The sequence below is a fragment of the Pseudoxanthomonas winnipegensis genome (genome assembly GCF_030322905.1).
GTDB lineage: Bacteria > Pseudomonadota > Gammaproteobacteria > Xanthomonadales > Xanthomonadaceae > Pseudoxanthomonas_A > Pseudoxanthomonas_A winnipegensis.
In genome coordinates this window covers 1191653-1204609 of sequence record NZ_CP095475.1, presented here as the reverse complement: position 1 = coordinate 1204609, position 12957 = coordinate 1191653, and the positions used below count along the sequence as shown (strand labels likewise).

The 12957-nt window shown below is 69.6% G+C and carries 11 protein-coding genes and 5 tRNA genes; 3 read left to right on the top strand and 13 right to left on the bottom strand.

Annotated elements, in window-relative coordinates:
• Positions 1–18: 18 nt before the first annotated feature.
• From MWN52_RS05235 to MWN52_RS05215, 5 genes are all read right to left on the bottom strand, one after another.
• Positions 19–94: transfer RNA gene (locus tag MWN52_RS05235), tRNA-Trp, on the bottom strand.
• Between the two features lie 173 nt (positions 95–267).
• On the bottom strand, positions 268–1458 hold the full coding sequence (tuf, locus tag MWN52_RS05230) for an elongation factor Tu (protein WP_130515940.1): 1191 nt from the start codon (positions 1456–1458) through the stop codon (positions 268–270).
• 51 nt (positions 1459–1509) lie between these two features.
• Positions 1510–1585, bottom strand: a tRNA-Thr gene (locus MWN52_RS05225).
• A 53-nt stretch (positions 1586–1638) separates the two neighbouring features.
• Positions 1639–1712: transfer RNA gene (locus tag MWN52_RS05220), tRNA-Gly, on the bottom strand.
• A gap of 29 nt (positions 1713–1741) precedes the next feature.
• Positions 1742–1827 (bottom strand) — tRNA-Tyr (locus tag MWN52_RS05215).
• 306 nt (positions 1828–2133) lie between these two features.
• On the opposite strand from MWN52_RS05215, the gene MWN52_RS05210 reads away from it, so the two are divergent.
• Complete coding sequence (locus MWN52_RS05210; protein WP_130533643.1) at positions 2134–3294, top strand: isovaleryl-CoA dehydrogenase; 1161 nt, start codon at positions 2134–2136, stop codon at positions 3292–3294.
• Positions 3295–3511: 217 nt separating this feature from the next.
• Here MWN52_RS05210 and ychF read toward each other — a convergent pair whose 3' ends face one another.
• The 8 genes from ychF to MWN52_RS05170 all read right to left on the bottom strand — a co-directional run bounded on the left by ychF (position 3512) and on the right by MWN52_RS05170 (position 10549).
• Positions 3512–4603 (bottom strand): redox-regulated ATPase YchF, encoded by a 1092-nt coding sequence (gene ychF, locus MWN52_RS05205; protein WP_130515936.1) that lies wholly within the window; start codon positions 4601–4603, stop codon positions 3512–3514.
• Between the two features lie 79 nt (positions 4604–4682).
• On the bottom strand, positions 4683–5264 hold the full coding sequence (gene pth, locus MWN52_RS05200; RefSeq protein ID WP_131658398.1) for an aminoacyl-tRNA hydrolase: 582 nt from the start codon (positions 5262–5264) through the stop codon (positions 4683–4685).
• Between the two features lie 54 nt (positions 5265–5318).
• The gene (locus MWN52_RS05195) at positions 5319–5987 is read right to left on the bottom strand and encodes a 50S ribosomal protein L25/general stress protein Ctc (protein WP_130515932.1); all 669 of its coding nucleotides are present in this window, start codon (positions 5985–5987) and stop codon (positions 5319–5321) included.
• Between the two features lie 165 nt (positions 5988–6152).
• Positions 6153–7112 carry a ribose-phosphate diphosphokinase gene (locus tag MWN52_RS05190; protein ID WP_130515930.1) on the bottom strand — a complete coding sequence of 320 codons (960 nt, stop codon included), beginning with the start codon at positions 7110–7112 and terminating at the stop codon, positions 6153–6155.
• Between the two features lie 149 nt (positions 7113–7261).
• Positions 7262–7339 (bottom strand) — tRNA-Gln (locus MWN52_RS05185).
• A 5-nt stretch (positions 7340–7344) separates the two neighbouring features.
• Positions 7345–8226 (bottom strand): 4-(cytidine 5'-diphospho)-2-C-methyl-D-erythritol kinase, encoded by an 882-nt coding sequence (gene ispE / locus MWN52_RS05180; protein WP_286576919.1) that lies wholly within the window; start codon positions 8224–8226, stop codon positions 7345–7347.
• Complete coding sequence (gene lolB, locus MWN52_RS05175) at positions 8223–8870, bottom strand: lipoprotein insertase outer membrane protein LolB (protein ID WP_286576917.1); 648 nt, start codon at positions 8868–8870, stop codon at positions 8223–8225. The genes ispE and lolB overlap by 4 nt, the downstream gene beginning before the upstream one ends.
• Entirely contained in the window at positions 8867–10549 is a 1683-nt protein-coding gene (locus tag MWN52_RS05170) for a tetratricopeptide repeat protein (protein ID WP_165394565.1), read from the bottom strand. The genes lolB and MWN52_RS05170 overlap by 4 nt, the downstream gene beginning before the upstream one ends.
• Positions 10550–10613: 64 nt before the next feature.
• On the opposite strand from MWN52_RS05170, the gene hemA reads away from it, so the two are divergent.
• Positions 10614–11894 (top strand): glutamyl-tRNA reductase, encoded by a 1281-nt coding sequence (gene hemA, locus MWN52_RS05165; protein ID WP_130523406.1) that lies wholly within the window; start codon positions 10614–10616, stop codon positions 11892–11894.
• Positions 11872–12954: a peptide chain release factor 1 gene (gene prfA / locus MWN52_RS05160; protein ID WP_286576914.1), complete on the top strand. Its 1083-nt coding sequence runs from the start codon at positions 11872–11874 to the stop codon at positions 12952–12954. Before hemA ends, prfA begins: the two co-directional genes overlap by 23 nt.
• The last annotated feature ends 3 nt before the right edge of the window (positions 12955–12957 follow it).

The window sequence follows — 12957 nt, the reverse complement described above, 5'->3', positions numbered from 1 at the left end:
GCGGGACGATCTGGACAGTGGCACGCCAGGAGGGACTCGAACCCCCAACCTGCGGTTTTGGAGACCGCTGCTCTGCCAATTGAGCTACTGGCGTATGAACTGTAAAGGCACCGGCGAACCGCAAGACTCGCCCGTGCCGATGCGTGGACTCCCGCGGGTGCGGGACTGATAGCTTGGTGCGTCTATGTCGAGTCGCTGGATCCCCGCTTTCGCGGGGATGACGTTCCGGCAAAGGCGCCCGCGCTTGCGCGCGAGCGCGCCGTCACGTCACTTGATGATCTTGGCCACCACGCCGGCGCCGACGGTACGGCCACCCTCGCGGATCGCGAAGCGCAGGCCTTCGTCCATCGCCACCGGGTTGATCAGCGTGACCTTCATCTTCACGTTGTCGCCCGGCATCACCATCTCGGTGCCTTCCGGCAGCTCGATCGCACCGGTGATGTCGGTGGTGCGGAAGTAGAACTGCGGACGGTAGCCCTTGAAGAACGGCGTGTGACGGCCACCCTCGTCCTTGGACAGCACGTACACCTCGGCCTCGAACTCGGTGTGCGGGGTGATCGAACCCGGCTTGGCCAGCACCTGGCCACGCTCCACGTCGTCACGCTTGGTGCCGCGCAGCAGCAGACCCGCGTTGTCGCCCGCCTGGCCCTGGTCCAGCAGCTTGCGGAACATTTCCACGCCGGTCACGGTCGTCTTCTGGGTCGGGCGGATACCGACGATCTCGATTTCCTCGCCCACCTTGATCACGCCGCGCTCGATACGGCCGGTCACCACGGTGCCGCGGCCCGAGATCGAGAACACGTCTTCCACCGGCATCAGGAACGCCTTGTCGACGTCACGCTCCGGGGTCGGGATCCAGGTGTCCAGCGCCTCGACCAGCTTCAGGATCGCCGGCACGCCGATCTCCGACTGGTCGCCTTCCAGTGCCAGACGGGCCGAACCGTGGATGATCGGGGTGTCGTCGCCCGGGAACTCGTACTTGCTCAGCAGTTCGCGGACTTCCATCTCCACCAGCTCCAGCAGCTCGGCGTCGTCCACCATGTCGGCCTTGTTCAGGAACACGACGATGTACGGCACGCCCACCTGACGCGAGAGCAGGATGTGCTCGCGGGTCTGCGGCATCGGGCCGTCAGCGGCCGAGCACACCAGGATCGCACCGTCCATCTGGGCGGCGCCGGTGATCATGTTCTTCACGTAGTCGGCGTGGCCCGGGCAGTCCACGTGCGCGTAGTGGCGGCTCGGCGATTCGTATTCCACGTGCGCCGTGGAGATCGTGATGCCGCGCGCCTTCTCTTCCGGCGCCGCGTCGATCGCGTCGTAGGCCTTGAACTCGCCACCGAAACGCTCCGCGCCCACCTTGGTCAGCGCCGCCGTCAGCGTCGTCTTGCCATGGTCAACGTGACCAATCGTGCCCACGTTCACGTGCGGCTTGGTGCGCTCGAACTTACCCTTTGCCATGGCTGCTTCTTCTCGGATCGTTAGATAAGAGGGTGAAACGTACTGCTTGGATGGTGCTCACGAAAGGAATCGAACCTTCGACCTCCTCCTTACCAAGGAGGTGCTCTACCGACTGAGCTACGTGAGCGTGAAACGTGTGGCAGCTGCGGACCATCTGGCGACGATGGAGCGGCAGTTCAATGGAGCGGGAGACGGGAATCGAACCCGCACCATCAGCTTGGAAGGCTGAGGTTCTACCGTTGAACTACTCCCGCGCCGGGATACCGCAACTGCTCGAACTTCTTGGTGGAGGGAGGTGGATTCGAACCACCGAAGGCGTAAGCCAGCAGATTTACAGTCTGCCCCCGTTGGCCGCTTGGGTATCCCTCCGGATGACGCTTGGGTCCGGCCTTTCGGGCCGGGGTGAAACAGCCGGTGATTCTGGCGTGGGATCGATGTGCTGTCAACGACTGCGCGAGGATCTGCCCGATTCACCGGTGCGCCTGGAGCGGGCGCATGCTCGCCTTCGCAGGCGAGCCCCGCGGCGGCCTGCCGCGGGGGCGCGCATTGTGGCAGGCAATGGCCGCCACGGGAAGCACCATGTTGCCCTGCGGCGTGCCATCACGGGCGCTCGTCTTCAGCCTGTATGGTGCGCAGCGCGTCGAATCGTGGCGTGGCGCCTGACTTCGGAGACTCATGACACAGGATTTCAGCTTCGAGCTTGGCGAGGACATCGACCAGCTCCGCGACGCCGTGCGCACGTTTTCCAGCGAGGTGATCGCCCCGCTGGCCGACCAGGCCGACCGCGACAACGCCTTCCCCAACGCGCTGTGGCCGCAGCTGGGGCAGATGGGCCTGCTCGGCCTGACCGTGGAGGAGGAGTACGGCGGCACGGCGCTGGGCTACCTGGCGCACGTGGTGGCCATGGAGGAGATCTCGCGCGCGTGCTCGGCCATCGGCCTGTCCTACGGCGCGCATTCCAACCTGTGCGTCAACCAGCTGCGCAAGAACGGCGACGCCGCCCAGAAGGCGCGCTACCTGCCCAGGCTGGTCAGCGGCGAGCACATCGGCGCGCTGGCGATGAGCGAGGCCGGCGCCGGCTCGGACGTGGTCGGCATGAAGCTGCGCGCGGAACGGCGCGGCGATCGCTACCTGCTCAACGGCACCAAGATGTGGATCACCAACGGGCCCGACGCGCACACGCTGGTGGTGTACGCCAAGACCGATCCTGCGGCCGGGGCGCGCGGCATCACGGCGTTCATCGTCGAGCGCGGGTTCAAGGGCTTTTCCACCGCGCAGAAGCTGGACAAGCTGGGCATGCGCGGGTCGAACACCTGCGAGCTGGTGTTCGAGGACTGCGAGGTGCCCGAGGAGAACATCCTGGGCGGCCTGGGCCAGGGCGTGAAGGTGCTGATGTCCGGCCTGGACTACGAGCGCATCGTGCTCTCCGGCGGTCCGCTGGGGATCATGGCCGCGTGCCTGGACACGGTGCTGCCCTACGTGCGCCAGCGGCGGCAGTTCGGCCGGCCGATCGGCGAGTTCGAGCTGATGCAGGGCAAGCTGGCCGACATGTACGTGGGCTTCAACGCCTGCCGCGCCTACGTGTACGCGGTGGCGCGGGCCTGCGACCGCGGCCGCAGCACGCGCAAGGACGCGGCCGGGGCGATCCTCTACAGCGCCGAGAAGGCCACCTGGATGGCCGGACAGGCGATCCAGGCGCTGGGCGGCAACGGCTACATCAACGAGTACCCGACCGGGCGGCTGTGGCGCGACGCCAAGCTCTACGAGATCGGCGCGGGCACCTCGGAGATCCGACGCATGCTGATCGGGCGTGAACTGGTGGGCCGCTCGGATTGAGCGGTCCGGCGGGATCCGGGAACGGATGACGCCTGCCGTGTCCGCAGCGCCCAGCGCCCTTGGCTCACTGTGCCAAAGTCGCTGGGTTCCCGCGTTCGCGGGAACGACGATAGGGGGCATCTCAGCGACCCCGGGGCGCATGCAACGAAAAGGCCGCGCAATGCGCGGCCTTTTCGTGACGGCTTGGCAATAGCGACCCGGCGGGCCGCATCCGGCTTCAGACGTTGAAGCGGAAGTGCAGGATGTCGCCTTCCTGCACCTTGTACTCCTTGCCTTCCAGGCGCAGGCGCCCGGCTTCCTTGGCCCCCGCCTCGCCCTTGTACTTGATGAAATCGTCGTAGGCGATGGTCTCGGCGCGGATGAAGCCCTTCTCGAAGTCGGTGTGGATCACCGCCGCGGCCTTGGGCGCGGTCGAGCCGGCCTTGACCGTCCAGGCGCGCACTTCCTGCACGCCGGCGGTGAAATAGGTCTGCAGGCCCAGCAGCTGGTAGGCGGCGCGGATCACGCGGTTCAGGCCCGGCTCTTCCAGGCCCAGGTCGGCCAGGAAGGCGTCGCGGTCGGCGTCCTCCAGCTGCGAGAGCTCCTCTTCGATCGCCGCCGACACCGGCACCACCTGGGCGCCCTCGGCCTGCGCGCGGGCGCGCACGGCGTCCAGGTGCGGATTGTTCTCGAAGCCGTCCTCCAGCACGTTGGCGATGTACATCACCGGCTTGAGGGTGAGCAGGAACAGGTCGCGCACCAGCGCCTTCTCCTCCTCGTCGAGGCCGGCCGCACGACCGGGCTTGCCGTCGTCCAGCGCCTTGCGCAGCTTCTCCAGCACCGGCTTGCGCGCGATCATTTCCTTGTCGCCGCCCTTGGCGCCGCGCTCGGCGCGATTGAGCGCCTTCTCCACGCTGTCCAGGTCGGCCAGCGCCAGCTCGGTGTCGATGGTTTCGATGTCCGAGATCGGATCGACCTTGTTGTTCACGTGGATGATGTCGCCATGCTCGAAGCAGCGCACCACGTGGGTGATCGCATCGACCTCGCGGATGTGCGCCAGAAACTTGTTGCCCAGGCCCTCACCGCTGGCCGCACCGGCGACCAGGCCGGCGATGTCGACGAACTCCACCGCCGTGGGCACGACCCGCTGCGGCTTGACGATTTCCGCCAGCGCGCCCAGGCGCGGATCCGGCACCGGCACCACGCCCACGTTGGGCTCGATGGTGCAGAACGGGAAGTTGGCCGCGGCGATGCCCGCCTTGGTCAACGCGTTGAAGAGGGTCGACTTGCCAACGTTCGGCAGGCCGACGATGCCGCATTTGATGCCCATGTGTGTCATCCGGGAATGGAGAATCGGGAATAGGGAATCGAAGAGCGTGGCCGCCTTTCCATTCCCCATTCCCCATTCCCTATTTGCCCTGCGTATGCAACCGCTTCATCGCCTCGTTGAAATCGCCGGCCACTGCCAGGGGCAGCACGTCCAGCGCGTCGTCGATCGCACGGCCGATCAGGATTTCGTCGTCCGCGCTCGGTCGGCCCAGCACCCAGCCGGTGACCTTGTCCTTGTGGCCGGGATGGCCGATGCCGATGCGCAGGCGGCCGAAGCGCGCGTGGCCCAGCAGTCTGATGGTGTCGCGCAGCCCGTTCTGGCCGCCGTGGCCGCCGTCGAACTTCAGGCGCGCGATGCCGGGCGGCAGGTCCAGTTCGTCGTGGACCAGCAGCGTCTGCTCGGGCTCGAGCTTCCAGAAGCGCAGGGCCGCCACCACCGACTTGCCCGATAGATTCATGTAGGTGGCCGGCTTGAGCAGGCGCACGGTCTGCCCGCCCACGCTGACCTGGGCGGTCTCGCCGAACAGCTTGGCGTCCACGGCGAAGCGCGCGCCCAGCTGCATGGCGAGGGTGTCGACAAAACGGAACCCGGCGTTGTGCCGGGTCCGCAGGTGTTCGGGTCCGGGATTGCCCAGCCCGACGATGAGACGCACGCCTTCCATCGAAGGTTCGCCGAACCGCCGGGACGCGCCGCTGGCGCGCCCCGGCGCGTCCGGTTACTCGGCGTCCTTGGCTTCGCTGTCGTCGGCGACCTTGGCGGCCGGCACGTCGGCCGACGCCTCGCCCTCGGCGGACTCGTCCTCGACCTTGACGTACTTGGCGGTGACCACGGCCACGTCGTGCTCGGCGCCCAGCTTCAGCTCCGGCAGTTCCACGCCCTTGGGCAGCTTGAGCTGCGAGAGGTGGATCACGTCGCCGACGGCCAGGTTGGACAGGTCCAGCTCGATGAACTCGGGCAGGTCGCCCGGCAGGCACTCGACCACGACTTCGTTGAGCTCGTGGGCGACCACGACGTCGGCGGCCTTGCCGGCCGGCGAGGTGTCCTGGCCCAGGAAGTGCAGCGGCACGGCGGTGCGGATGGACTCCTTGTCGTTCACGCGCTGGAAGTCCAGGTGCATGATCTGCTGCTTGTACGGATGGCGCTGCATGTCACGCAGCAGCACCTTCTGCACGTCGCCGTTGAGGCTCAGCGAGAGGATCGAGGAGTAGAACCAGTCGTGCTGGCTGGCCAGCCAGACGTCGTTGTGGCTCAGCTGGATGCTGACCGGCTTGAGGTCGCCACCGTAGACGATGGCGGGGACGCTACCGGCGTGACGCAGGCGGCGGCTCGCACCCTTCCCCCCGTCCTCGCGGCGCTCCACCTTGATTTCATGTGTCGTTGCCATGGGCTTTTCACTTCTTTGCTTGAGTAAGCCACCTCGCGGTGGCGATGCGACTCCCCCGCGACCAGGAGAGCCGTTGGAAGGCCGGGATTCGGCATTCGGGATTGGGGATTCGCCAAGCGCGCTAACGCCCTGCGAATCGCCAATGCCCAATCCCCAATCCCGACCTCAATCCACGTACAGCGAGCTGACCGACTCGCCGAAGGCGATGCGGCGGATGGTCTCGGCCAGCATGCTGGCCACCGACAGCTGGCGGATCTTGCTGCAGCCCTTGGCCGCATCCGACAGCGGGATGGTGTCGGTGACCACCAGCTCGTCCAGCACCGACTTGTTGAGGTTGTCCACGGCCGGGCCGGACAGCACCGGATGGGTGCAGTAGGCGGCGACCTTGGTCGCACCCCGGTCCTTCAGCGCCGCGGCGGCGGCGCACAGGGTGCCGGCGGTGTCGACGATGTCGTCGACCATCACGCACTCCTTGCCCTCGACGTCGCCGATGATGTTCATCACCGTGGACACGTTGGCGCGCGGACGGCGCTTGTCGATGATCGCCAGCTCAGCATCGTCCAGGCGCTTGGCGACCGCGCGGGCGCGCACCACGCCGCCCACGTCCGGCGAGACCACCATCATCTTGTCGGTGCCGTAGGCGCGCCAGATGTCGGCCAGCAGCAGCGGCGAGGCGTAGACGTTGTCGACCGGGATGTCGAAGAAGCCCTGGATCTGGTCGGCGTGCAGATCGACGGTGAGCACGCGGTCGGCGTTGACCGCGCTGAACATCTTGGCGGCGACCTTGGCGGTGATCGGCACGCGCGAGGAGCGCAGGCGGCGATCCTGGCGCGAGTAGCCGAAGTACGGCACCACCGCGGTGACGCTGGCGGCGCTGGCGCGCTTGAGCGCGTCGATGATCACCAGCAGCTCCATCAGGTTCTCGGCGCTGGGCGCGCAGGTCGGCTGGATCACGAACACCTCCTGCCGGCGCACGTTCTCCTCGATCTCCACCTGCACTTCGCCATCGGAGAAGCGCGAGACCATCGCCTTGCCCGGACGCACGCCGAGTTCGCGGCAGATGCTGTGGGCCAGCGGCTTGTTGGCGTTGCCGGAAAAGACCAGCAGGCTGCGATCGTCTTGCATGGGGAATCTCGTGGGACAGCGGCAGGAAAGCGGGATGGACGGCACTGCACGGGCGCCGGACTGCGTGGCGTGCAGGCCGAGGACTCGCCTTGCGCGTCCCGGGCCGATGAGGCAACCGGTCGGGCCGCGCGCGCATGCGATGAGGACATTGGCTGGGGCGGTAGGATTCGAACCTACGAAATGCCGGGATCAAAACCCGGTGCCTTAGGCCTCTTGGCGACGCCCCAGTGGATCAGTCCTTGCGTGCGCTCCCGTCCAGGGCGTCCAGCAGGGGCGAACGCGCCGCCCCGGCCACCACCCAGCCGCGCAGTTCGCTCGGCAGCAAGGCCAGTCCGGCCTGGGCGGCCTGAAGGCTTGCGAACTCCACGAAACAGCCGCTGCCCGTCCCCGTCAGTCGTGGCGTCCCGATGCGCGAGAGCGTGGCGAAGACCGCCTCGATGGCAGGTTCGCGACGACGCAGCACCGGCTCGAACACGTTGTCGGGCACGGATCCGGAAAGGAAGTCCGCTATTTTCACGGGTGCGGCATTGCGCGTCAAATCCGGGGAGGCGAACAGGACCGGCGTGGCGACATGCAGGCCGGGGTCGACCAGCACATACCAGGCCGGCGGCAGCACGATCGGGGTCAGGCGCTCGCCGACGCCTTCGGCCCAGGCGTTGCGCCCGCGCACGAAGATCGGCACGTCCGCGCCCAGCGTCAGGCCCAGCGCGGCCAGCGCGTCCTCGCCCAGGGCCGTGCCCCAGAGATGGTCCAGGACGCGCAGGACGGTGGCGGCATCGGACGAACCGCCGCCGAAGCCACCGCCGGCCGGGATGCGCTTTTCGACGCGGATATCCGCACCAAGCGCGACGTTGGCGTGCGTTTGCAACAATTTGGCGGCACGGACCAGCAGGTCGTCGGCCTCCGCCACGCCCGGCACCGAGGTGCCGACGCGGGAGATCACCCCGTCCTGGCGCAGCCGGATGCCGACCGTGTCACCCCATTCGAGCAGCCGGAAGGCGCTCTGTAGTGCGTGATAACCGTCCGGGCGACGGCCGGTGATGCGCAGACACAGGTTCAGCTTGGCCGGCGCCGGCCACCAGGACCAGCCGCCGGACACGGAGGGCTGGCTCATGGCGTCGCGACGGCCGGTTGCCAGGTGTCGACGATCAGGCGCACGCGCGCATCGCCGCGCTGGGCCTCGATCCGCGCCGGCAGCGCCGGCGTGCCGTCCGCCGCCGGCGGCTGCCAGGCGGTGAAGTCGATGGTCCAGCCGCCCTGCTGCAGCTGGGACAGCTGCCCGTCGGCACCGTAGGCGAGCCGGGCCGGCGCCAGCGTCGGCGCGGCCTGGCCGCGAATCCAGTAGGCCAGGGCCTGCACGGGAATCTCCCAGCCGGTGGTCTCCAGCAGCAGCTGGCCGGCGTCGGCGCCCTGGCGCGGGCCGCCGTCGACGCCCTCCAGCCGCACCTGCCCGGGGCTGCCGACCAGGCGCCAGGTCTGGCGCGTGACCGGGGCGGCGAGCGCGACATCGAACGCGTCGCCGCGCTGGGTCCAGTCGATGCGGCCGCTGCCGCCCTTGTCGGCGCGGCGGATCGCCACCCGCCCGGTCATCGACCAGTCGCGGTGGGCGGCCAGCCAGGTCTCGCGCGCGGCCTGGGCGTCGGCCGCGATACCAGCATCGACCGGGGTCGGCGCCGGCCCACGCACGCCGGGGCTGGCGCAGCCGGCCAGCAGCAGGACGCCGCACAGCGCGGCCACGGACAGGAGGCGAGCGGTCATGCGCCGGTCTTCTCCAGCGCGCGCTGCAGCGAGCGGTTGTCCGGATCGAGCCGGCGCGCCTCGTCGAACAGCTTGCGCGCCTCCTCGTGCTGGCCCTTCTCCCACAGCAGCTGACCCAGGTGGGCGGCGATCTCCGGGTCCTTCATCAGTGTGTAGGCGCGGCGCAGCTGCACCAGCGCCTCGTCCTTGCGGCCCAGGCGATAGAGCACCCAGCCGTAGCTGTCGATGATGGCCGCCTCGTCCGGCGCCGCGGCGCGGGCGCGGTCGATCAGCTCCAGCGCTTCCTTGTAGCGGTCGGTGCGGTCGGCCAGGGTGTAGCCCAGCGCGTTGAGCGCGGCGGTGTTGGTCGGGTCGGTGACCAGCACGCGGCGCAGGTCGGCCTCGGCGCGGTCGATGCGGTCGCGCCGCTCCCAGGCCAGGCCGCGCGCGTAGAGCAGGTTGTTGTCGTCGGGATAGGCGGCCAGGCCGCGCGCCAGGGCGTCCAGTTCGCCGGCATCGTCGTCGTGTTTCTGGCGCAGCTCGGCCTCCAGCAGGTAGGCGTCGCGGCGGGCGGATTCGTCGATGGACGCGTCGGCCTGCATGGCATGGACCCGGGCGAAGGCCTCGTCGGTGCGGCCGAGCTGGTCGAGCGTGCCGATCGCGCGCAGGCGCGCCTCGATCGCGTGCTCGCCGGCGCCGACGCCCTCGTACCACCCCAGCGCGTCCTGCGGACGCTTGAGGTATTCGGCGATCTGGCCCAGCAGCAGGCGCTGGGCCGGGTCCTGCGCCTCGGCCGAGGCCTTGGCCTCGTCGTACAACGCGGCCAGGCCGGCGTCATCCTGGGCCTTAGCCAGCAGCGAGGCGCGCAAACCGAAGCTGCGCGTGTCCTGGGGCCCCTTGGCCAGGGCGGCGGCGGCCAGCGCGGGCGAGCCCAGGTGGTCGTATTCGGCGGCCACGCCCAGGCGCACCGACGGGTCCAGGTTGGCCTGGCCCTGCAGGTCGGCCAGCACCTGGCGGGCCTGATCGAGCTTGCCGGCCTGGCGCAGCTGGCTGGCATGCAGCAGGGCCACGCGCGGATTGACCGGGAAGCGCTTGACCACCTCGCCGACGATGCGTTCGGCCAGCGCCGGCTGGTCCAGCGACTGGGCCAGGCCGCCGAAGGCCAGCCAGGCGGTCAGGTCGTTCGGCAGCGCCTTGTCGTCCAGCAACTGGCCGAGCAGGCGCCCGGCCAAAGCCGGGTCGCGGCCGCCGCTGCCCAGCACGGTCAGCGCGTAGCGCCAGGCCTGCGGGTCCTTGTCGCGCAGCAGGGATTCGAGCTGGCGCCGGGCCACGCGCTCGCGCCCCTCGCGCAGCGCCACGGTGGCCTGGGCGGCGCGCATGGCCAGCGAACTGGGCGCGCGCTGCTGCCACAGCGCCAGCGCCTGCGCAGCGCGCGCGTCGTCATTGGCCAGCAGGGCGATGCGGGTGGCCAGTTCGGCCAGGCCCACGTCGTGGCCGGCCTGGGCGGCCTGCAGGTACCAGCGCGCGGCCTCGGGCAGCTTGCCGGCCTGCAGGGCGAATTCGCCGGCCATGACCGGCTCGAGCACCGCGCCGGTCGTCCCGCCTGGCGGGACCGACTCCTTGGCGAGCACCGCGGCAGAGGATGCGAATCCGGCAACGAACAGCAGCAACGGCGGGACGAAACGCATCTTTGCGGGCATTAGGGGGAACCGGGCCGTAAAATGGCGGGCAACAACACGCCAGCAGCTTAGCGCAAGCCCCGAAATGACGTTGTGGGTCCTTGGACTGAATCACCAGACCGCGCCGGTCACCCTGCGCGAACGGGTGGCGTTTGCCGGCGAGGCGCTGCCGGCGGCGCTGGACGCGCTGCGCGCCCTGCCGCAGGTCAGCGAGGCCGCGCTGCTGTCCACCTGCAACCGGACCGAGCTCTACGCCGTGGCCGACGACGCCACGCCGCTGGTGCAGTGGCTGGCCGCGCATGGCGAGGGGCTGGACACGTATCTGTATCGCCACCGCGATGCCGAGGCCGTGCGCCACCTGTTCCGCGTGGCCACCGGGCTGGATTCCATGGTGCTGGGCGAGCCGCAGATCCTGGGCCAGGTGAAGGACGCCTGGGCCCTGGCGCGCGAGCATCAGGCGCTGGGCAACGGCCTGGACCGGCTGTTCCAGCAGGCCTTCGCCGTGGCCAAGCGCGCGCGCACCGACACCCGCGTCGGCGCCAACCCGGTGTCGGTGGCCTCCACCGCGGTGCGGCTGGCGCAGAACTCCTTCGCCCGCCTGAGCGACTCGACCGTGCTGCTGGTCGGCGCCGGCGAGACCATCGAGCTGGCCGCCCGGCACCTGAGCGAGGGCAAGGTGCGGCGCCTGCTGATCGCCAACCGCACCCTGGCCCATGCCCAGGCGCTGGCCAGCCAGCACGGCGGCTATGCCCTGCCCCTGGACGAACTGGACCGCCACCTGGCCGAGGCCGACGTGGTGTTCTCCGCCACCGCCGCGCGCGAGCCGGTGATCAGCCGCGCACAGGTCGCCCAGGCGCTGACGCGACGCCGGCACAAGCCGATGATGCTGTTCGACCTGGCCGTGCCGCGCGACATCGAGGCCAGCGTCGCCGACCTGGCCGACGCCTACCTCTATACCGTCGACGACCTGGAACGCGCGGTCGAGGAAAACCGCCGCAGCCGCCGCCAGGCCGCCGACGAGGCCGAGGCCATCATCGACCTGCAGGTGGCGCGCTTCGTCGAAACCCTGCAGGCCGCCCCGCGCCAGGAGCCGCTCAAGCGCCTGCGCGCCTACGGCGAGACCACCCGCCGCGACGCGCTGGAGAAGGCCCAGGCCCAGCTGGCCAACGGCCGCGACCCGGCCCAGGTGCTGGAGCAGCTGGCCCACACCCTGACCAATCGCCTGCTGCACCCGCCGACCGCCGCCCTGCGCGAAGCGGCGCTGCGCGGCGATACCGAACTCACCCGCGCCGCCGAACGGCTGTTCCCGGCCAAGGCCCCCTACTCCCACGCCACGTTGCCCGATGACGCCGACCCTGCGCCGTAAGCTGGAGGCGCTGGCCGAGCGTCGCGAAGAACTCGAACGCCTGCTCGCCGACCCGTCCGTCGTCGCCGACACCACCCGCTTCCGCGACCTCTCGCGCGAGTTCGTCCAGCTGGCGCCGCTGGCCAGCGCACTGGACGCCGAGGCCCGCGCCAAGGCCGACCTGGTCGCCGCCGAGGCGCTGCGCGCCGACCCGGAGATGCGCGAGCTGGCCGAAGAGGAAATCGCCAGCGCCCAGACGCGCCTGGCCGAGCTGGAGGACGAACTGCTGGCCCTGCTGGTCCCGCGCGATCCGCGCGACGAGGGCAACCTGTTCCTTGAAGTGCGCGCCGGCACCGGCGGCGACGAGGCGGCGATCTTCGCCGGCGACCTGTTCCGCATGTACGCACGCTATGCCGAGCGCCAGGGCTGGAAGGTGGAAGTGGAATCCGACAGCCCCGGCGAGCACGGCGGCTACAAGGAAGTGGTGGCGCGCATCGTCGGCCGCGGCGCGTATTCCCGGCTGAAGTTCGAGTCGGGCACCCATCGCGTGCAGCGCGTGCCGGCGACCGAATCGCAGGGCCGCATCCATACCTCCGCCGCGACGGTGGCGATCATCCCCGAGGCCGACGAGGTCGAGGAGATCGTGATCAACCCGGCCGACCTGAAGGTCGACACCTTCCGCTCCTCCGGCGCCGGCGGCCAGCACGTCAACAAGACCGATTCGGCGATCCGCATCACCCACGTGCCGACCGGCGTGGTGGTCGAATCGCAGACCGAGCGCAGCCAGCACGCCAACCGCGACAAGGCCATGAAGCGGCTCAAGGCCCAGCTGCTGGACGCCGAGCGCAGCCGGCAGGCCGCGGCCGAGGCGCAGACGCGCAAACTGCAGGTCGGCAGCGGCGACCGCAGCCAGCGCATCCGCACCTACAACTTCCCGCAGGGCCGCATCACCGACCACCGCGTCGAGGGCCTGACCCTGTACGACCTGCCCAACATCATCGAAGGCGGCATGGACGAACTGATCGGCCGGCTGGCGCAGGAGCACCAGGCCGACGAACTGGCGCGGTTGGCTGAGGGTTGAGCC